The sequence below is a fragment of the Sphingomonas echinoides ATCC 14820 genome, assembly GCF_000241465.1.
GTDB lineage: Bacteria > Pseudomonadota > Alphaproteobacteria > Sphingomonadales > Sphingomonadaceae > Sphingomonas > Sphingomonas echinoides.
Window position 1 is genome coordinate 3,948,847 of sequence record NZ_JH584235.1, and the last position, 19,332, is coordinate 3,968,178.

Below are 19,332 nucleotides of genomic sequence, written 5' to 3' on the forward strand. Positions count from 1 at the left end.
CTCACGGCGCGCTGTTATGCTCGACCGAGTCGAGAATGCGGGCACCCGCCATGAACACGGCGAGCGGACACACCGCGAACAGCAGCCACCCCCCGAACCCAGGATATTGCTGGAGATAATGGACGCCCCGTTCGACCGCGCCGAGCGCCAGCGCATAGATCACCGCGAACGCCTCGAATTTGTTCTTGATGACGAACAGGCGAGAAAACTTTGTCCACATGCGAAAAAGTTAAGCAAGCGCCGGGCCAATGGCGGATTTGCGTGCTTTTGGGTTTAGCCGGATGGTTAAGTGTAAATTAACTCGACGATTTCGAGTTTCTCCAGCAGTGCGGTGCGCGCCGCGCGGATGCGCGCGATGAGGTCCGCATCGCCAATATCGCCGGGCGCGATCGCCTCTGGCCAATGCCGCTCGATTACCGCCGCAATTGTATCGAGCCGCGCATCATCCACGAGGAAACGCGGATCGACCGTGGCGGGATCGGCGACGACGCGCAGCCGCAAGCAGGCTGGACCGCCGCCATTGGCCATCGACTGGCGCACATCGACCACTTCGACCCGGCGAATCGGTCCGTTGCCCGCCAGCATCGTCTGGAGCCAGCGCCAGACCGCCTCGTTCTCGCGCGCTTCCTGCGGCACGATCAGCGCCATTGTCGCATCGGGCAGGGTCACGAGTTGCGCGTTGAACAGATAGGAGGCGATCGCATCGGCGAGGCTGACCGCGTCGGCGGGCACTTCGACGATCTCGGCCCAGGGCGCGCGCTCACGGATTGCGGCATAGGTGCCCAGGCGATCGGCGAACGCCAGTTCGTGCGCGAACAGCACGCGCTCGTTCGCTACCGCCACCACATCATTGTGGAAGGCGCCTGCCGCAATCGCCTCCGGGGCCTGCTCGATGAACAGCGTGCGGGCCGGGTCGAGGGCGTGGCCCCGCGCAACCGCAGCGCTCGCCTCAAGCCGCTGACGCGCCGGAAAACCGCCGCCCGATACGCCATAGACGAACAGCTCTATCCCCGGCGCATCATGCCGCTCGCACAGCCGCATATGGTTGGCGGCACCTTCATCGCCGAAGGGCGCAGGGATCGCGTCATGCACCGCAAAAGCCGGGTTGGCGAAGGCGAGCCGAAGCTGGCGCACCGTCTCGGCGGCTTCGTGACTGCGATGCGGCATGGTGACGAGGTTGGCGACGGTCAGGTGGCAGCGACCGTCGCTTGTGTCAGGGGCCGGGGAGACCGTCGCCGCATTGGCCGCCCACATCGCCGACGCCGACAGGGCCTGCGCCTGCAATACGGGATCGGCGGTAGGATATTCGGTCGAAAGCGCCGCGAGCCAGCGCGTGTTGGGCCGATCATGCGGCAGCAAAATCCCCTGCGTCAGGCCAAGCGCGAGATTGGCGCGCATCTTGGCGACCCCCTCCACCGCGGCGCGGCGGGGAAAAGCGGTCGCGCCTGCGTTGCGCGTTGCGGCGAGGTTGCCGTGGCTGAGTCCGGCATAATTGTGGCTCGGGCCGATGATGCCGTCGAAATTGATCTCGCGGATCATGACCGTTCAGTTCCGCGCGACATGGCTGATCGAATCTCCCGCGCCGACGCCAAGCGCCGCTGCCGTCGCCGAAGTCAGCACCACGCCATCCTCGCGCGACCGCAATTCGCCATAGGTGCAGCGAAACTCCGCCAGCCGGCCCTTCGAGATCAGCGCGGGGTCGCCGCCGTCGCCGTCAATCGCCACCACGCGTTCGGTCCGGGCCTCGCGAATGGTGCGGACATGATCGGTCTTGGCCAGCATGGTCGGGCCGCCGTCGAAGATGTCGACATAATTTTCATAAGCGAACCCCTCATTCTCCAGCATCCGCATCGCCGCGCGGCCGGAGGGGTGGGGCAGGCCGATCACCGCGCGGGCGCTCTCGGGGAGCATGGCGATGTAGATCGGGTGCTTGGGGAACAGATCGGCGATGAACTGGTGCCCGCGCACCGCATTGAACTGGTCGGCATCCTGGAAATTCATGCCGAAGAAGCGCCCGGCAAGACCGTCCCAGAAGGGCGATCCCCCCGCTTCATCGATGATCCCCCGCAATTCGGCCAGCACGCGATCGGCAAAGCGCATGCGATGCTGGGCGATGAACAGATAGCGGCTGCGCGCCAGCAACATGCCGAGGCCCCCCGCACGCTCTCCAGGATGCAGGAACAGCCCGCCCACTTCGCTGCAGCCTTCCAGGTCGGTGGTGAGGCCCAGCATGTCGGCGCGGAAGGTGCGGCCGAGTTCCTTGCTGTGCTGCGTCAGCGTGCCCAGCCGATAGCTGTAGAAGGGGTAATTCTGCCCGACATGGGTGAAGATCTGGCAGGTGCCGCGCACTTCGCCGGTTTCGATATTCTCCAGCACCAGCACGAACAGATCGTCGGCCTTGCTGTCCTCGATCCGGGCGAAGGCGGTGGCGCTGCGTTCCAGCTTGGCGCGCAAGGCGGCGCGGTCGGGCGGTAAATTGGTGAAGCCGCCGCCGGTCAATTTCGCCATTTCGTAAAGCGGCTGGAGGTCGCTGTCGCGCGCGGCGCGGATTACATGAGTCACAGGGCCCCCCTTTGGGCGATACGCAGGATCGTGAGGGCTGAGAGCGCGGCACGCTCGGGCAGCGAGTCTACGATCAGGAATTCATCGGGCGAGTGGATCGCGCCGCCGCGCGCGCCCATCGTGTCGACCACCGGGACGCCGCAGGCCGCGATGGTGTTGCCGTCGCACACCCCGCCGGTCGCGCGCCACGCAATGTCGAGGCCGAGGTCGGCACCGCATTCCTTGACCAAGGTGAACAGTTTGGCGGCGCCGGGGTCGATTGGCTTGGGTGGGCGGTTGAAGCTGCCATGGACGGCAATCGACACCTCGTGCGCGGCCGCCACTTCTGCCGTTATGCGGTCGAGCGCGGCTTGCGCGCGGGCGATTTCGTCCTGGTCAGCGGGACGGAAGTTGATCCGCAACACGGCATGATCGGGCACGACATTGTTGGGGCCGCCCCCCTCGATCCGCGCCGGATTGACCGCGAGCGTCGGGCTGCGCAGCGCGAACAGGCGCACCGCCAGATCGGATGCGGCGACGATCGCGTTGCGGCCTTCGTCCGGGTTGCGTCCGGCATGGGCGCTCTTGCCCGTCACCACGATCGAGAAATTCCCCGTGCCGCCGCGTGCGCCGGCCAGCGTGCCGTCGGGAAGCGCCGGTTCATAGGTCAGCGCCGCGATCTTGCCGCGCGCGGCTTGGGCAATCAGCGCAGACGAGGAGAAGGAGCCGGTTTCCTCATCCGAGTTGATCACGACTTCATAGCCGATACGAGAGGCAAGCGGGCTTTCCTCGACCGCCGACAGCGCCGCCAGCATAACCGCCAGCCCGCTCTTCATGTCGGCGACGCCGGGTCCGTTCAGCGTGCCATCGGGCAGCGTGGTGAGCGTCTGGAAGGGGTGGTCGAGCGGATAGACGGTGTCCATATGCCCGGTCAGCAGGATCTGCACCGGGGCATCGGGGCGCACCACCAGATGCAGATGCTTGCCATGGTCGAGCACCGTTACCGTGCCGTCAGCGGCAACGTTCTGCGCCGTGTTGCCCGCCACCAGCGCCAGCTCGCCCGGCAGCACGCCGAACGCCTCCGCCAACACTTCGGCCATGTGCGCCAGGCCCGCGGGATTGCGCGTGCCCGAATTGATCGCCGACCAGGCCTCAACCTGCGCCAGCATTGGCGCTGTCGCGACATGGTCGATTGCTGCGCGTTCGTCGTCTGTCATCCCCACCATGAACGCGGTCTAGCCGGTCATGCGCGGAGGCTCCACCCCCATGCGGGTCAGAAACTATAGACCAACGCCGCGCGACTGGTGGTGTCGGTGCCGACCCGGCCGACGGGCGGGGTGCTTTCATATTGCACCGCATAGGACAGCTGCGCCGCGAGCGGGCCGATCAGTTTCGCGTTGAGCGCGGTCGTGCTGCTGACGGTCGAGTTGATCTTCTGGACATAGGCCGAGGCGACCTGGGTGAAGTTGATCGCCTTGGACAGCTTCCACGCGAAATCGACCGAGCCGCGCGCGGCGACGCTATTTTCCTTGGTCGAGTCGGTGAAATCGGTCTTGCGATAGGCCGGCCCGAGTTCGAGATCGAGCTTCAACCCGCCGCCGCGCAGCGCGCTATACCCGGCACCGAGCGATGCCGAATACCGGTCATAATAGCCAAGGAAACGATCGCTCTCAAACTGCGTCGCGCCATAGACATAAGCGCGCGGCGAGAATTTGAAGTTGGGTTCGTACGCGGCAAGAAAATGCTCGCGGCTGATGAGCCCGCCGCTTTCCTTGTAATCGGCCGCGAGATTGACCTTATGCCGCCACCGCACGCTTTCGCGCGTCAGCGCGATCGCCCCGCTGACGCCAACGTCGCGGGTGTTGCCGGTGGTGAGATAGCCACCAAGCTCGGCCTTGCCATGCCACAGATCGAAAATGCCGGCATCCTCGATCCGCTCGCGCTTGCTCGCTTCCTGCGCGGCTTTCCAGGCTGCCACCTGCGCGTCGATCGCCTTGGCCGCCTCGGGTGCCGCGGTGCGCGCATATTTGGCGACGGTGACGATTTCGCCATCGTTATTGGACGCGATCGCGGCATCGAGCATTGCCTTGACCGCAGGCGGAATGGGTGCGGGCGCAGGCGGCGTTGCGGCCGGTATCGTTTGGGCGGGCGGTGCCGGATCGGCGTTGCCCAGAAGGACGGGCGCAGCGAAGATCAGCATTGCAAGCATGCGAACCTGATAGAGGGGCAATTGCCGTAACGGAATAGCGTTCGTCGCCAGCGGGTTTCGGTTCAGCGCAGATGCGGTGCGAAAGCGGCAAGCACCTGTTCGTACAGCGGCTTTTTGAACGCGACGATCACGTCGGGAAGGGTGTGCGGCTCGACCCAGGTCCAATCCTTGAATTCCTGATGTTCGGTGGCGATGTCGATGTCTGCATCGCTGCCGAGAAAACGGTACAGAAACCAGCGTTGCCGCTGACCGCGCCATTTGCCCTTCCATACCTTGCCGACCAGTTCCTCGGGCAAATCGTAGAACAGTTCATCGGGGGCGATGGCGATCAGTTCGACCTTGTCGGGGGCGATGCCGGTCTCTTCCCCGAGTTCGCGAATCGCCGCGGTTTGCGCGTCCTCGCCCGCGTCGATGCCACCCTGCGGCATTTGCCAGGCCTCAACCTCGGCATCGATGCGCTGGCCGACAAAGACTTTGCCGTCGGCGTTCAGGATCATCAGCCCGGCGCATGGGCGGTAGGGCAGGGTGGCGATATCGGTCATGAACGGTCCTTACGGGGTTAGGCGGTGGCCTCGGCGATCAGCGCCTTGGTGGCAGCCAACGCGCCTGCCACATCGGCGACCGAGGAGGGGATCGCCTTGCGCAGGGTGATGAAGCCGTGGATGTTGCCGACCGCCTCGCGGTAAACGACCGGGACGCCGGCTTGGGCGAGCGCGGCGGCGTAAGCGCGGCCCTGGTCGCGAATGGGGTCGAGGCTGGAGGTTACCACCACCGCCGGGGGCATTCCGGCGAGATTGCCTTTGAGCGGCGACGCGCGGACATGTTCGGCCTCGGCCTGATAGGCGGCATTGAACCAGCTCATACTGTCATGCGTCAGCAAATACCCCTCGGCGAACTGGCTGTAGGACGGATAGTCCTGCGTCGTGTCGGTCACCGGATAGAAGGGCAATTGCGCGATCACCGGTACAGCGGCCGGCGCATCGCGCAGCGCCATCGCGACGACGATCGCCAGATTGCCCCCCGCGCTGTCACCGCAGGTGACCAGACCGGTAACCTCTCGACCCAAAGCGGCGGGGCTGGCGGCGGCCCAGCGCGCGGCCGCTTCGCAATCGTCCGGGGCTGCGGGCCAGGGCGATTCGGGGGCGAGTCGGTAATCGACCGCGAGTATCGGCAGGTCGAGCGTGCGCGAAACCTCCGCGCAAAAACTGGCATGCGTGTCGAGATCCCCGATCACAAAGCCGCCGCCATGGAAAAAGACCACGAGCGGCCCCGCCGTGCGGCTTTCCGCCACGTCGAACAGCCGGGCTGGAATCGCTCCGGCTGGGCCGGGAATGGTCAGGTCGGTGATGGTGCCGAGATCGCCCACCGGGGGATCGGCAATGTCCTTCATCGCGGCATAGGCCGCGCGCGCCGCCGGGGCTTCCAGTTGGTACATCTTGGGGCCGGGCAGATTGTTGAGAAAGGCGAGGAAACCCGCGACATCGGGGCGGACATAAGGTTCGGTCACGCGTCTCTCCATTGGTCTGAGCCAGCTCCGTGCCTACCTAGGCGGGATGATCGCGGTCGTCCATCACCCAGCCTATGTCGCCTCCGGCCAATCCGCCAATCCGAGCCAGCTCAGCAAAAACGCCGCGATCCGCGACCTGTTGCGCGCACACGGTGCCGCGATCGAATGGCATGAACCTGCGGCGATGCCATTGCGCTGGCTCGAGGCCGTGCATGATCCGGACTATGTCGCCGAGGTGCTGGCCGCCCGAGTTCCGCGCGAAAAGGAGCGTCGGATTGGCTTTGCCGTCACGCCGTCGGTCGCGGCCCGCGCGGCGGTGGTGCCGGGCGGCACGTGGCTGGCGGGCAAGCTCGCGCTGGAGCGCGGCTTTGCGGCCAACAGCGCGGGCGGCAGCCATCACGCGCTGGCGGCGACCGGGGCGGGCTATTGCGTGCTCAACGATCTCGCCATTGCCGCCGTTCGCCTGGCCGAGGAGGATGCGCGGCGCGTGCTGGTGGTCGATTGCGATGTGCATCAGGGCGACGGCACGGCGGCGCTCACCGCCGGACATCCGGGAATCGCCACCTATTCGATCCATGCCGAAAAGAATTTTCCGGCGCGCAAGGCACGCTCCACCCGCGACGTTGCATTGCCGGACGGGACGGGGGACGCCGCATATCTCGCAGCTCTGAGCGAAACGGTGCTGCCAATGCTCGATGAATACCGTCCCGACCTGATCCTGTATCAGGCGGGAGTCGATCCGTTGGCCGATGATCGGCTCGGCCGTCTGGCGCTGACCCCGAAGGGGTTGGTGGCGCGTGACGCGTTGATCGGCCGGGCCGCCGCGGCGCGCGGCATCGCGCTCGCCAGCACCGTTGGCGGCGGCTATGGGCATGACGTTGCGGTGCTGGCCGAGGCGCATGTGCGGGCGATGTTGACGCTGGGGCAGGCCTATCGCGATGCCCGCATCACTGGCCCTGCGCCGTTGCCCTAAAGCAACGGTTGCCTTCCCCCGCGCTCAAACTACCTTGGCCCGCCGCCTTCTGAGGCATAAGGGGCATGACAACGATATCCCGCAGGACAGACGTAATGGCGACCGCCGCGCATGAAGTGACCCCCCAAGAAGCCTCCGCCCACCCCCTTGCTGAATCGGTTGTCGTCCGGTTTGCGGGCGATTCGGGCGATGGGATGCAGTTGACCGGGGGGCAGTTCACGCTGTCCACCGCGCTTTCCGGCAACGATCTCGCGACCTTCCCCGATTTCCCCGCAGAAATTCGCGCGCCGCAGGGCACGCTGTTCGGCGTCTCCGCCTTCCAGATCAATTTCGGGTCGACCGCTGTGGACACGGCTGGCGATGCGCCCGACGTGCTGATCGCGATGAACCCGGCGGCGCTGAAGGTGAATGTTGGCCAGTTGAAGGCCGGTGGCCTGATCATCGCCGACGAAGGCGAATTTGGCGAACGCAACCTTGCCAAGGCAAAGTACGCCGCCAATCCGCTCACCGATGGTAGCCTCGCCAAATGGCAATTGCTGAGCTTCAACATCTCGCAATTGACGCTCGACGCGGTCAAGCCGTTCGGCCTTGGCAACAAGGAAGCGCTGCGCTGCAAGAACATGTGGACGCTGGGTCTGGCGCTGTGGATGTTCGACCGCGACCGGCAGCCGATCATCGACTGGCTTAAGTCGAAATTCGCCAAGGCTCCGGTGCTGGCCGAGGCCAATATCGCGGCGCTGAACGCCGGGCATGCTTATGGCGAAACCGCCGAGCTGGCCGGGCCGATGAAGCAGCACCACATCGGCGTCGCTCCGGCGGAGCCGGGCCTGTACCGCACCGTCACTGGTGCCGAGGCGATCTCGCTCGGGCTGGTTGCAGGCGTGCAATTGGCGAACGTGCCGATGTTCTTCGGCGGCTATCCGATCACGCCTGCCTCGGCGATCCTGCATTTCCTGTCGCGCCTGAAGGAATATGGCGTCACCACCTTCCAGGCCGAGGATGAGATCGCCGCGATCGCCTCGGCGATCGGCGCGTCTTATGCCGGGCAGCTTGGCGTCACCTCCTCCTCGGGGCCGGGTATCGCGCTGAAGGGCGAAGCGATGGGCCTGGCGATCATGACCGAGCTGCCGCTCGTCATCGTCAATTCGCAGCGCGGTGGCCCGTCGACCGGCCTCCCCACCAAGACCGAGCAATCGGACCTCTATCAGGCGGTCTATGGCCGCAATGGCGATGCGCCGATGCCGGTGATCGCCGCGCGTTCGGCGGCCGACTGCTTCGATTGCGCGATCGAAGCAGTGCGGATCGCGGTGCAGTATATGACGCCAGTGATGCTGTTGACCGACGGCTATATCGCCAACGCCGCCGAGCCGTGGCTGGTGCCGGATATTAGCAGCTATGCCCCGTTCCCGGTTGAGTTTGCCGGCAAGCAGGAAATGAAGGACAAGCTCGCATCCGAAAATCCGGACGAGTGGAAATTCCTGCCCTATGGCCGCGATGAGAAATTGAAGCGTCCGTGGGTGAAGCCCGGCACGCCCGGCTTGCTCCACCGCATCGGCGGGATTGAGAAAGCGGTCGGCACCGGCAACCTCGATTACGGTGCCGAAAACCACCAGAAGATGACCGAAATCCGCCGCGACAAGGTCGCCAATATCGCGGTGCCCGATCAGATCGTCGAACTCGGCGAAACCTCGGGCAAGCTGGCGATCGTCGGTTGGGGCTCGACCTTCGGGCCAATCCACCAGGCGGTGCGGCGCGCGCGGGCGAAGGGGCTGGACGTGGCCCACATCCACATCCGCCACATCTGGCCGATGCCCGCCAATCTGGGTGATTTGCTAAGGGGTTATGACCGGATCATCGTACCGGAAATGAACACTGGTCAGCTCAAGACGGTGCTGCGCGATCAATTCCTGGTTGACGCCAAGCCGCTCAACAAGGTGTCGGGGCAGCCGTTCCTGATTTCCGAAATCGAGGCGGCGATCGACGCAGCCTTGGCCGCCCTCTAAAACCCCACTTCCAAATTCAGGTCTTGACCCATGAACGACATGACCCCTATCGCCAAGTCCACTACCCCCAAGGATTGGGAAACCGACCAGGAAGTGCGCTGGTGCCCCGGTTGCGGGGATTATGCGATCCTGAAAGCGGTGCAGCGCACCATGCCCGAAATCGGCGCGCGGCCGGAAAATACCGTGTTTGTCAGCGGCATCGGCTGCTCGTCGCGTTTCCCATATTATATGGAAACCTACGGCTTCCACACTATCCATGGTCGCGCGCCGGCGGTGGCGACGGGCGTGAAGCTCGCCAATCCCGATCTCGACGTGTGGATCATCACCGGTGACGGCGATGCGCTGTCGATCGGCGGCAACCACACGATGCACCTCATCCGCCGCAATCTCGATTGCCAGGTGCTGCTGTTCAACAACGAGATTTACGGCCTGACCAAGGGGCAATATTCGCCCACCTCGCGCGTCGGAACGCGCACGCCATCGACGCCGTTCGGCTCGGTCGACCGTCCGGCCAATCCATGCGCCTTTGCGCTCGGTGCAGGCGGGCGCTTCATCGCGCGCGCGATCGACGTTCACAAGAATTTGGTCGGCGTGCTCAAGGCGGCCTACGCCCATAAGGGCACCGGGTTCGTCGAGATCTTCCAGAACTGCATCGTCTACAATGACGACGTGTTCGCGCCCTTCACCGAAAAGAAGAATGCGGCGGGAAGCCAGATGTGGGTCGAGCACGGCAAGCCGTTGCTGTTCGACGGCGGCACCAAGGGCCTGACGATGGACCGCGAGCGGCTGGTGCTCAAGGTCGTCGATGTCGTCGATGGCGATTGGCAGGCGGCCGGCGTGATCGTCCATGACCAGACCAATCGCGGGCTGGCGCACATGCTGGTGGAAATGCCGTTCGGGGCGTTCCCGATGGCGCTGGGCGTGCTGTTCGACGATCCCGCCCCGACCTTCGAAAGCGCGGTCGTCACGCAGAACATCGAAGCCGCCAAGGGCAAGACGCCCAACCTCCAGCATTTGCTGAGCCAGGGCCAGACGTGGCAGGTGGAGAAAGAACCGCGGGCGGAGTAGGAATTTTCGCACAAAGGCACAAAGGCACAAAGAAGGAAGCGGTTGAGCGAAGCTCTTGAAAACCTGGCCCGGATTGCGGTCGATTGCGGTTTTAAGCTGCATGAGGCACTGGGGCCGGGGCTTCTGGAATCGGTATATGAGGTGTGCTTGTGCCGAAGTCTGGCGGATCGAGGGCTGGATGTAGAGCGGCAAAAGCCGGTGCCGATCCGGTTCAACGGCCTTGTTCTTGAAGAAGGGTTTCGGGCCGATCTCCTGGTTGAGGGGCGATTACTGATCGAGCTGAAGTCAACCGAACATTACGCACCAGTGCATGCCAAGCAGGTGATCACCTATCTAAGATTGATGGATCTCCCGCTCGGTCTTCTGATGAACTTTGGTACCGTTACTTTCAAAGATGGCGTCAAGCGTCTGATCAACAAGTACGCAAGCCCGTTCCAGTGAAGGCGTCCTTTGTGTCTTTGTGTCTTTGTGCGCGTAATTTCCCCGGTACGTTGGCCAAGCGTTGACCGACGCTCCGACCCTCCTCTGGCTACGTCGCGATTTGCGGCTCGCCGACCAGCCAGCGCTTGCCGCTGCGATCGGGGAGGGGGCGATCGTGCCCGTGTATGTCCTCGATGACGAGACGCCCAAACACTATGCGATGGGCGGTGCGTCGCGCTGGTGGCTGCACCACAGCCTTGCCAGCCTCGATGCCGATCTGCGCGCGGTGGGATCGCGACTGATTTTGCGGCGGGGTAAGTGCGACGCGGTGCTCGCCGAACTCGCCACCGAGACGGGCGCAAACCGTGTGCATTGCATCCGCCATTTCGAGCCGTGGTGGCGCAATGCCGAGCGCGCGGTGGCGAAGCGGCTCGATCTCATATGTCATGACGGCAACTATCTCGCACCGCCCGGCTCGATCACCACCGGCAGCGGCGGGCAGTATAAGATCTTCACCCCGTTCTGGCGCGCGCTGCAGCAGCAGATGCCGCCGCCCGCGCCGCTGCCCAAACCGTCGAGCATTCCCGCGCCCGCGCATTGGCCGCGCAGCGAGCGGCTTAACGAGTGGGGCTTGCTGCCGACCAAACCCGACTGGTCGACCGGCTTCGGGGCGGACTGGTCCCCAGGCGAAGCGGGTGCCCATCACAAACTGAACGGCTTCAAACGCCATGCCGCCACCTATGGCGAAACCCGCAACCTGCCCTCGGTCGAAGGCAGTTCGCGCCTGTCGCCCTATCTGCATTTTGGCGAAGTTTCGGCCGCCCAAGTGTGGCACGCGGTGGCCGGGGCGGGGGGATCTGTCGATACCTTCCTCGGCGAGCTTGGCTGGCGCGATTATGCGCAGACCGTGATCCTGCAATTGCCCGATTATGGCAGCCGGAACGGCCGTCCCACACTCGACACGCTGCCGTGGCGCACTGGGCCGGATGCTGCCGCCGATTTGAAGGCATGGCAACTGGGCCGCACTGGCTACCCCATCGTCGATGCGGGGATGCGGCAGCTTTGGGCGACAGGCTGGATGCACAATCGCGTGCGCATGATCACCGCGAGTTTCCTGATCAAGCACCTGCTGATCGACTGGCGCGAGGGCGAGCGCTGGTTTTGGGATTGTCTGGTCGATGCGGATTACGGGTCGAATGCGGTCAACTGGCAGTGGACTGCCGGGACCGGGATCGACGCCAATATGTTCGTCCGCATCATGGCACCACTCGTGCAATCGCCCAAATTCGAGGCCGGAGACTATATTCGCCAATGGGTGCCCGAGTTGGCGCAGGTGCGCGGCGAGGCCATTCATGACCCGGACGAGGCCGGATGTCGCCCCGCGGCCTATCCGCCCAAGATCATCGGCCACCGCGCGGCGCGCGAGCGCGCCTTGGCGGCGGTAAAACAGGCGCATTGAACCGCTTGCGAGCGCGCCCTGAGGGTGCGAGGGAAGCCGCGATGACCAGGCTTCTCACAACTCTGTTCGATCGTTTGCTCGACCGGATTGATGCCGGCCTGGTCGAAGGATCATTGACGGCAACCCTTCCCGGGGGGCGAATGCGCGTGCTCGGTGGGCGCGCGCCGGGGCCTGACGCTGTGGTCGATCTGGTGCGCTGGCGCGCGCTGCGCCGTTTGGTGACCGGCGGGTCGGCAGGCTGGTACGTTGCCTGGTCGAAGGGCGAATGGCGCAGTCCCGATCCGACGGTGTTGTTCGAGCTGTTCATGCGCAACCGGCGCACGCTGGGCGGGGCGGCGCGCTCGCAGGGTTTGGTCCGGCTGTTTCGCCATTGGCGCAATGCGTTGCGCCGCAACTCTCGCACCGGTTCAAAGCGGAACATCGAGTTTCACTATGATCTCGGCAACGATTTCTACAGCCTATGGCTTGACCCGAGCCTCACTTATTCTTCCGCGATGTTTGCCGAACCGCTCGCGCCAGAGGAGCCGCTGGAAGCGGCACAGGCGCGCAAAAATACTGCGATTCTCGATCGGCTGTCGCTCGCCCCGGGCGCGCATGTGCTGGAGATTGGCTGCGGCTGGGGTGGGTTTGCAGAGGCGGCTGCGCGGCGCGGACTGAGCGTAGCGGCGATCACGCTGTCGGCGGAACAGAAGCGGGCGGTCAACACGCGGGTCGCGGCGGCCGGGCTCGCGGGCGTCACGGTTTCGCTGACCGACTATCGCGACGTGACCGGCCAGTATGACGGCGTCGCCAGCATCGAAATGGTGGAGGCGGTCGGCCAGGAATATTGGGGTACCTATCTCGCCACGATCGCGCGCGCGCTGAAACCGGGCGCGCGGGCGGCCATCCAATATATCGCGATCGATGATGCGATCTTCGAAGCCTATGCGGCCAATGTCGATTTCATCCAGCGCTTCATCTTTCCCGGCGGGATGCTGGTGTCGGAAAGCCGGTTTCGCACGCTGGCCGAGCAAAACGGGCTGGAATGGCGCGACCAGCGCAATTTCGGGCCAAATTATGCCGAAACGCTGCGGCGCTGGCGCGATAGCTTCGATGCGGTGGTGAGCGCTGGTCGTTTGCCCAAGAAATTTGACCAGAAATTCATCGCCTTGTGGCGCTATTATCTGATGTATTGCGAAGGTGGTTTTCGCGGCGGCGGCATCGATGTCGTGCAGGTGACACTGGTCAAGCGCGGTTGAGCCAAGCGACCGCAGTTAGCGTCAATTTGTGTTAAATGGGATGGTCCAAGTTCCCGTTCGGGCTGAGCTTGTCGAAGCCCCGCGCTCCGCAGCGAACACCTCTCTTGCGGACAGGCCCTTCGACAGGCTCAGGGCGAACGGGAGGAAGTATCCGGCCTCGAAAAAAATCGACCCTAGCCGAGGTGTTCGAAATGCCCGGTCTCAAAATCCTCGGTCAGCAGCGCGACGATGCGGTCGGCGACAACCGACGGTTCCTTGACCGATTTGGGGTCTTCGCCGGGATAGGCCTTGTGGCGCATCGCGGTGCGCGTCGCGCCGGGGTCGAGGATGGCGGTGCGAATATTGCTGATCCGCTCCATCTCGTCGCCATAGGCCGCGAGCAACGTCTCGAACGCCGCCTTGGATGCGCCATAAAGGCCCCAATAAGCGCGCGGCTTGCGCGCGACGCTCGAGGTAAGGCCGATCACGCGCGCGCGCTTGGACTTGCGCAGCATCGGGTCGAACGCTGCGATCAGCGCGGCTTGCGCGCTGATGTTGAGCGTCAGGACTTGCGCCATTTCCTTGACGTCGATCGCGGGCACGGCAGACAATTGCCCGAGCATGGCGGCGTTGAGCACCATGATGTCGAGCGCAGGCCAGCGCTCGCCAATCGCCGCGCCCAGCCGTGCAATACTGTCGGTCTCGGTCAGGTTGAGCGGCGCGATCGTCGCCGACCCACCGGCGTCGAAAATCGCGCTCTCGACCGCTTCCAGCGCCGAGGCGGTGCGGGCGGTGAGCACGACATGCGCACCCGCTGCCGCCAGCGCCTGAGCGGTCGCAGCGCCGATGCCGCGGCTGGCACCGGTGACGAGCGCGATCTGGTTGGCGAGGGGCTTGTCGGTCATGTGCTAACTCCCGTTCGCCCTGAGCTTGTCGAAGGGCTGCACTTCCTGAAGCGTTAGAAGAAAGTGCGGTGCTTCGACAAGCTCAGCACGAACGGAGACGATCAGATCATCCGCTCCGCCAGCAACGCGAACTGGTCGACCGAGGAGACATCGTCCTGGTCGGTCAGCGTCGTCGGATAATCGCCGGTGAAGCAGGCGTCGCAATGGCTCGGGCGGATCGCGTTGCGCTGGGGTTCGCCCAGCGCCTTGTAGAGGCCGTCGATCGAGACAAAAGCGAGGCTGTCGGCCTTGATATAGGTCGCCATCTCTTCGAGGTTCTTGGTCGCGGCGAGCAGCTTGGCGCGCTCGGGCGTGTCGACGCCGTAGAAGCACGAATGCCGCGTCGGTGGGCTGGCGATGCGCATATGCACTTCGGCGGCACCGGCCTCGCGCATCATCTCGACGATCTTGAGGCTGGTGGTGCCGCGCACGATCGAATCGTCGATCAGCACGACGCGCTTGCCCTTGATCAGCGCGCGATTGGCATTGTGCTTCAGCTTCACGCCGAGGTGGCGCACCTTGTCACCTGGCTGGATGAAGGTGCGGCCAACATAATGCGAGCGGATGATGCCGAGCTCGAAGGGAATGCCCGATTCCTGCGCATAGCCAAGCGCCGCCGGGGTGCCCGAATCGGGCACCGGGATCACCAGATCCGCCTCGACCGGGCTTTCGATCGCGAGTTGCGCGCCGATCGCCTTGCGCACGGTGTAGACGCTGCGGTCCTCCGAGATCGAATCGGGGCGCGAGAAATAGACGAATTCGAAGATGCACGGGCGCGGGGCGACCGGCGCGAACGGGCTGTGCGAGGTGATCTCGCTGCCCTTGACCATCACCAGCTCGCCCGGCTCGATCGAGCGGACGAAGGTGGCACCAACGACGTCGAGCGCGACGGTTTCCGAGGCGAAGATCACGGCTTCGCTGCCATCCGATTGCTCGATCTTGCCCATCACCAGCGGACGGATGCCGAGCGGATCGCGGCAGGCGATCATGCCCTCGGGCGTCATCACGATCAGCGAATAGGCCCCTTCGACGCGCTTCAGGGCATCGATGAACTTGTCGACGACGGTGCGGTAATTGGAGGTGGCGACCAAATGGATGATCGTCTCGGTGTCGCTGGTCGACTGAAAGATCGAGCCGCGCCGCACGAGATCGCGCCGCAGCCGCATCGCGTTGGAAATATTGCCGTTATGCGCGATCGCAAAACCACCCGAGGCGAGATCGGCATAAAGCGGCTGGACGTTGCGCAGCGCGGTTTCGCCGGTGGTCGAATAGCGCACATGCCCGCAGGCGACGCTGCCGCGCAGCGGGACCATCACCTCTTCGCGGTCGAAATTGCCCGCGACATGGCCCATTGCGCGGTGGGTGTGGAATTCGGTGCCATCGAAGCTGGTGATGCCAGCGGCTTCCTGGCCACGGTGCTGGAGCGCGTGCAGCCCCAAAGCGACCAGACGCGCCGCGTCGGCTGCGCCAGAGATACCGAAAATGCCGCACTCTTCATGCAGCGTGTCCCCATCTTGGGAGACGTCGAACGGATTGGTTGTCAGCATGGGGGCCCTTTGGGGGAGGGTAGAGCTTCGAGGCGGCATATAGGGAGCGGCATTCGGTTTGTCGCGCTTTTGTCACATCACCGGGAGCGATTGGTCGCATTGTTCGTTTCGGCGGCGTTCGGGGACAGTTTGTTATCGCTCACACGGGATTGAGCATGGCGAAGGATCGCGGATGGCAGGCGCGAGGCCCGGTCCGCCGATTCGCGCTACCGGACTGCGGGAGGATGACGCGCCCGGACAAGCGCGCTAGACCTGTGGCATGGCAGACCTTCGCGAAACCGGCCTGGTGCTGGACCCCAAATATGATTCCGCTGGCCTGATCACCGCGGTCGCGACGGATCGCGTGTCGGGCGATGTGCTGATGCTCGCGCATATGAATGCCGAGGCGCTGCGGCTGACCGTCGAAAGCGGGGAGGCGCATTTCTGGTCGCGCAGTCGCGCCGCGCTGTGGAAGAAGGGCGAGACGTCCGGCCATGTGTTGCGCGTCGCCGATATCCGGATCGATTGCGATCAGGACGCGGTGTGGCTGATCGTCGACCCCGCCGGCCCGGCTTGTCATACGGGCGAGCGGAGTTGCTTCTATCGCCGGATCGAGGGCGATCGGCTGGTAGCGGCTGCGTGAGGCGGACCGCGCTGCTGGCGCTGCTCGCCCTTGCCGGGTGTCACCGTGCCGATCCCAAGCCTGCGGCCACGCCGACCCCGGTGGGCCTGGAAGCCGCAGCGATTCAGGCGGGCGTCATCCCTGACCCCGCCAGCACCGACATCACCGGCCTGTATGCGCGCGAAAGCGACCGGGTGTGCATCGTGCCCAGCGCAACGGCGTACCGCATCGGGGTGTTCGTCGATTATGATGAACAGCAGAATTGCGGCGGTTCGGGCATCGTGACCCGGGTCGGCGAGACGCTGCACATCACCTTGGGCAGCGGCGGTGAAGCGGGCGATTCTGCGTGCAGCTTTGACGCGCGCTTTGAGGGCGACCGGATCGTCTTTCCGCCCCGCGTGCCGGAGGGGTGCCAGAAGATTTGCCTTCACCGCGCCTCGATCGCGGCGCTGGATGTGGCGCGGCTGAGTGATTCGATTTCGGAGGCGTCCACCTTGCGGGACAGCCGGGGCCGATTGCTGTGCGCAAGCGGCGGATGATCTTGACGTTCACGTAAAGGTCAACTATTTGTCGGTCATGCCTAGCGGTCCTGCCTATGCCGTGATCGATCGCCACCCGACGCGCGATCACTTTTCCATTTCCGATTTGTCGGCCGAATTCGGCGTGACCGCGCGGGCTTTGCGCTTTTACGAGGATGAGGGGCTGATCGCGCCCGAGCGGCGCGGCACCTCCCGCATCTATTCGCAGCGCGACCGCGCGCGGCTAGCCTGGATTTTGCGGGGCAAGCGCGTTGGCTTCAGTCTCGGCGAGATTCGCGAGATGATCGACCTGTATGACATTGGCGATGGTCGTCAGGTTCAGAAAGCCACCACCATCGCGCGTTGCCGCGAGCGCATGGCGCTGCTCCAGTCACAAAAACACGATATCGATGCGGCGATTACCGAACTTGCCGACTTCGTCACCCTGCTTGAAACCAATGGCGCGCAAGGCCGCCTGAAGGACTAAAACCCCATGCCGAAATATACGCCCCCCGTTCGCGACGTCCGCTTCGTGCTCGATCATGTGGTCGGCTTGTCGGCGCATGCCAATCTTGCCGGTTTCCAGAATGCGACCCCTGATGTGGTCGATGCGGTGCTGGATGAAGGCGGCAAGTTCGTCGCCGAAGTGCTGTTCCCGCTCAACCATTCGGGCGACCAGGAAGGCTGCACCCGGCATGAGGATGGTTCGGTCACCACGCCCAAGGGTTTCAAGGAAGCCTATGACGCGTTCGTCGAATCCGGCTGGGGCACGCTCAGCGCGCCGGAGGAGTTTGGCGGGCAGGCGATGCCGCATGTGGTGTCGACCGCGTTTCAGGAGTTCATGATCTCCTCGAACATGGCCTTTGCCATGTATCCCGGGCTGACCCACGGCGCGATCGCCGCGCTGCTGGTCAAGGGATCGGACGAGCAGAAGGCCAAGTACGTCCCCAATATGGTCAGCGGCAAATGGGGCGGGACGATGAACCTGACCGAGCCGCAATGCGGCACCGATCTGGGCCTGATCCGCACCCGCGCCGAGCCGCAGGCGGACGGCTCCTATGCCATTACCGGCACCAAGATCTTCATTTCGTCGGGCGAGCATGACCTGACCGAGAACATCATCCATCTCGTGTTGGCCAAGACGCCCGGCGCGCCGGAGAGCTCGAAGGGCATTTCGCTGTTCGTGGTGCCCAAGTTCCTGGTCAACGCCGATGGCAGCCTCGGCGCGCGCAACGCCGTTACCTGCGGCTCGATCGAGCACAAGATGGGCATTCACGCCAATTCGACCTGCGTGATGAACTATGACGGCGCGACCGGCTGGCTGGTCGGCGAGGAGATGAAGGGCCTAGCCGCGATGTTCATCATGATGAACGCGGCGCGGCTTGGCGTTGGCTTGCAGGGACTCGCGGTCGCCGAAGTCGCGTACCAGAACGCCGTGCAATATGCGCAGGACCGCCGCCAGGGCCGCGCGCTGACCGGCCCGAAGGAGCCGAACGAAAAGGCCGATACGCTGTTCGTCCACCCCGACATCCGCCGGATGCTGATGGAAGCCAAGGCGCTGACCGAGGGCTTGCGGGCTTTGTGCCTGTGGGGCGCGCTGCAGGTCGATCTCGAACATGCCGCCGCGACCGAGGAAGAGCGTCAGCTCGCCGCCGATCTGATCGGGCTGCTGACCCCGGTGATCAAGGGCTATGGCACCGACAAGGGCTATGACATCGCCACCAACGCGCAGCAGGTTTATGGCGGCCATGGCTACATCGCCGAATGGGGCATGGAGCAATATGTCCGCGATGCGCGGATCGCGATGATCTACGAAGGCACCAATGGCGTGCAGGCGATGGATCTGGTCGGCCGCAAGCTCGCGCAGAACGGTGGCCGCGCGGTGCAGGCGTTCTTCAAGGTCGTCGCCGATGACGTTGCTGCGGGCAAGGCCGATCCGGCGACCGCCGATTTCGCGACTCGCCTCGAAAAGGCCAATGGCGAACTGCAGGCGGCGACGATGTGGTTTATGCAGAACGGCATGCAGAACCCCGACAATGTCGGCGCGGGTGCGCACAGCTACATGCACATCATGGGCATTGTCGGCCTGGGCGTGATGTGGCTGCGCATGGCGACCGCCGCGACCAAGCTGAAGGCGGCAGGTGAGGGCGATGCCGCCTTCCTCGATGCCAAGCTGATGACCGCGCGCTATTTCGCCGAACGCATCATGCCCGAAGCGGGCGCGCTGCGCCGCAAGATCGAGGCCGGTGCGGAAGCGCTGATGGCACTCCCGCCCGAAATGTTCGAAGCGGCGTGAAGTCTTGGGGGGCGGCGATCGCTCCCCAT

General features: G+C 64.5%; 19 protein-coding genes. 10 read left to right on the forward strand and 9 right to left on the reverse strand.

Annotation, left to right across the window (positions count from 1 at the left end; translation table 11 throughout):
* Position 1: 1 nt before the first annotated feature.
* From ON00_RS18250 to ON00_RS18280, 7 genes are all read right to left on the reverse strand, one after another.
* Positions 2–220, reverse strand: a complete 219-nt coding sequence (locus tag ON00_RS18250) for a hypothetical protein (RefSeq protein WP_010408505.1) — start codon at positions 218–220, stop codon at positions 2–4.
* Between the two features lie 65 nt (positions 221–285).
* Entirely contained in the window at positions 286–1,539 is a 1,254-nt protein-coding gene (locus tag ON00_RS18255) for an N-succinylarginine dihydrolase (RefSeq protein ID WP_010408507.1), read from the reverse strand.
* Positions 1,540–1,545: 6 nt separating this feature from the next.
* Positions 1,546–2,562, reverse strand: coding sequence for an arginine N-succinyltransferase (locus ON00_RS18260; RefSeq protein ID WP_010408509.1), 1,017 nt, complete (start codon positions 2,560–2,562; stop codon positions 1,546–1,548).
* The gene (locus tag ON00_RS18265; protein ID WP_010408512.1) at positions 2,559–3,767 is read right to left on the reverse strand and encodes a hydrolase; all 1,209 of its coding nucleotides are present in this window, start codon (positions 3,765–3,767) and stop codon (positions 2,559–2,561) included. Before ON00_RS18265 ends, ON00_RS18260 begins: the two co-directional genes overlap by 4 nt.
* 47 nt (positions 3,768–3,814) lie before the next feature.
* Positions 3,815–4,750, reverse strand: coding sequence for a DUF481 domain-containing protein (locus ON00_RS18270; protein ID WP_010408514.1), 936 nt, complete (start codon positions 4,748–4,750; stop codon positions 3,815–3,817).
* Positions 4,751–4,812: 62 nt separating this feature from the next.
* Positions 4,813–5,292, reverse strand: a complete 480-nt coding sequence (locus ON00_RS18275; protein WP_010408518.1) for an RNA pyrophosphohydrolase — start codon at positions 5,290–5,292, stop codon at positions 4,813–4,815.
* Positions 5,293–5,309: 17 nt separating this feature from the next.
* Positions 5,310–6,257: an alpha/beta hydrolase gene (locus ON00_RS18280; RefSeq protein WP_010408521.1), complete on the reverse strand. Its 948-nt coding sequence runs from the start codon at positions 6,255–6,257 to the stop codon at positions 5,310–5,312.
* A 46-nt stretch (positions 6,258–6,303) separates the two neighbouring features.
* On the opposite strand from ON00_RS18280, the gene ON00_RS18285 reads away from it, so the two are divergent.
* The 6 genes from ON00_RS18285 to ON00_RS18310 all read left to right on the forward strand — a co-directional run bounded on the left by ON00_RS18285 (position 6,304) and on the right by ON00_RS18310 (position 13,418).
* Complete coding sequence (locus ON00_RS18285) at positions 6,304–7,230, forward strand: histone deacetylase family protein (protein WP_010408523.1); 927 nt, start codon at positions 6,304–6,306, stop codon at positions 7,228–7,230.
* A 95-nt stretch (positions 7,231–7,325) separates the two neighbouring features.
* The gene (locus tag ON00_RS18290) at positions 7,326–9,233 is read left to right on the forward strand and encodes a 2-oxoacid:acceptor oxidoreductase subunit alpha (RefSeq protein ID WP_010408526.1); all 1,908 of its coding nucleotides are present in this window, start codon (positions 7,326–7,328) and stop codon (positions 9,231–9,233) included.
* A 30-nt stretch (positions 9,234–9,263) separates the two neighbouring features.
* Positions 9,264–10,301, forward strand: a complete 1,038-nt coding sequence (locus tag ON00_RS18295; RefSeq protein WP_010408528.1) for a 2-oxoacid:ferredoxin oxidoreductase subunit beta — start codon at positions 9,264–9,266, stop codon at positions 10,299–10,301.
* Between the two features lie 42 nt (positions 10,302–10,343).
* A complete protein-coding gene (locus ON00_RS18300; RefSeq protein ID WP_010408531.1) occupies positions 10,344–10,742 on the forward strand; it encodes a GxxExxY protein in 399 nt (132 codons plus the stop codon).
* A 61-nt stretch (positions 10,743–10,803) separates the two neighbouring features.
* Positions 10,804–12,180 (forward strand): cryptochrome/photolyase family protein, encoded by a 1,377-nt coding sequence (locus tag ON00_RS18305; RefSeq protein ID WP_010408533.1) that lies wholly within the window; start codon positions 10,804–10,806, stop codon positions 12,178–12,180.
* A 41-nt stretch (positions 12,181–12,221) separates the two neighbouring features.
* Positions 12,222–13,418: an SAM-dependent methyltransferase gene (locus ON00_RS18310; RefSeq protein ID WP_010408536.1), complete on the forward strand. Its 1,197-nt coding sequence runs from the start codon at positions 12,222–12,224 to the stop codon at positions 13,416–13,418.
* Positions 13,419–13,591: 173 nt separating this feature from the next.
* Here ON00_RS18310 and ON00_RS18315 read toward each other — a convergent pair whose 3' ends face one another.
* Positions 13,592–14,302, reverse strand: coding sequence for an SDR family NAD(P)-dependent oxidoreductase (locus tag ON00_RS18315; protein ID WP_010408539.1), 711 nt, complete (start codon positions 14,300–14,302; stop codon positions 13,592–13,594).
* A 101-nt stretch (positions 14,303–14,403) separates the two neighbouring features.
* Entirely contained in the window at positions 14,404–15,888 is a 1,485-nt protein-coding gene (gene purF, locus ON00_RS18320) for an amidophosphoribosyltransferase (RefSeq protein WP_010408540.1), read from the reverse strand.
* Between the two features lie 259 nt (positions 15,889–16,147).
* Between purF and hisI the strand changes: the two genes are divergently transcribed.
* Genes hisI through ON00_RS18340 form a run of 4 tightly spaced genes read left to right on the forward strand, consistent with a single transcriptional unit; the run spans position 16,148 to position 19,303 of the window.
* Positions 16,148–16,510, forward strand: coding sequence for a phosphoribosyl-AMP cyclohydrolase (gene hisI, locus ON00_RS18325; protein ID WP_010408542.1), 363 nt, complete (start codon positions 16,148–16,150; stop codon positions 16,508–16,510).
* On the forward strand, positions 16,507–17,028 hold the full coding sequence (locus tag ON00_RS18330) for a hypothetical protein (protein WP_010408544.1): 522 nt from the start codon (positions 16,507–16,509) through the stop codon (positions 17,026–17,028). Before hisI ends, ON00_RS18330 begins: the two co-directional genes overlap by 4 nt.
* A 37-nt stretch (positions 17,029–17,065) precedes the next feature.
* On the forward strand, positions 17,066–17,494 hold the full coding sequence (locus ON00_RS18335; RefSeq protein ID WP_010408546.1) for a MerR family transcriptional regulator: 429 nt from the start codon (positions 17,066–17,068) through the stop codon (positions 17,492–17,494).
* Between the two features lie 6 nt (positions 17,495–17,500).
* Positions 17,501–19,303, forward strand: a complete 1,803-nt coding sequence (locus ON00_RS18340) for an acyl-CoA dehydrogenase C-terminal domain-containing protein (RefSeq protein WP_010408548.1) — start codon at positions 17,501–17,503, stop codon at positions 19,301–19,303.
* Positions 19,304–19,332: the final 29 nt, after the last annotated feature.

Excerpts from the sequence above, each read along its gene's own strand:
- ON00_RS18250 (WP_010408505.1), bottom strand. The coding sequence starts at position 220 with ATGTGGACAAAGTTTTCTCGCCTGTTCGTCATCAAGAACAAATTCGAG.
- ON00_RS18255 (WP_010408507.1), bottom strand. The coding sequence starts at position 1,539 with ATGATCCGCGAGATCAATTTCGACGGCATCATCGGCCCGAGCCACAAT.
- ON00_RS18265 (WP_010408512.1), bottom strand. The coding sequence starts at position 3,767 with ATGGTGGGGATGACAGACGACGAACGCGCAGCAATCGACCATGTCGCG.
- ON00_RS18270 (WP_010408514.1), bottom strand. The coding sequence starts at position 4,750 with ATGCTTGCAATGCTGATCTTCGCTGCGCCCGTCCTTCTGGGCAACGCC.
- ON00_RS18275 (WP_010408518.1), bottom strand. The coding sequence starts at position 5,292 with ATGACCGATATCGCCACCCTGCCCTACCGCCCATGCGCCGGGCTGATG.
- ON00_RS18285 (WP_010408523.1), top strand. The coding sequence starts at position 6,304 with ATGATCGCGGTCGTCCATCACCCAGCCTATGTCGCCTCCGGCCAATCC.
- ON00_RS18290 (WP_010408526.1), top strand. The coding sequence starts at position 7,326 with ATGGCGACCGCCGCGCATGAAGTGACCCCCCAAGAAGCCTCCGCCCAC.
- ON00_RS18295 (WP_010408528.1), top strand. The coding sequence starts at position 9,264 with ATGAACGACATGACCCCTATCGCCAAGTCCACTACCCCCAAGGATTGG.
- ON00_RS18310 (WP_010408536.1), top strand. The coding sequence starts at position 12,222 with ATGACCAGGCTTCTCACAACTCTGTTCGATCGTTTGCTCGACCGGATT.
- ON00_RS18315 (WP_010408539.1), bottom strand. The coding sequence starts at position 14,302 with ATGACCGACAAGCCCCTCGCCAACCAGATCGCGCTCGTCACCGGTGCC.
- purF (WP_010408540.1), bottom strand. The coding sequence starts at position 15,888 with ATGCTGACAACCAATCCGTTCGACGTCTCCCAAGATGGGGACACGCTG.
- hisI (WP_010408542.1), top strand. The coding sequence starts at position 16,148 with ATGGCAGACCTTCGCGAAACCGGCCTGGTGCTGGACCCCAAATATGAT.
- ON00_RS18335 (WP_010408546.1), top strand. The coding sequence starts at position 17,066 with ATGCCTAGCGGTCCTGCCTATGCCGTGATCGATCGCCACCCGACGCGC.
- ON00_RS18340 (WP_010408548.1), top strand. The coding sequence starts at position 17,501 with ATGCCGAAATATACGCCCCCCGTTCGCGACGTCCGCTTCGTGCTCGAT.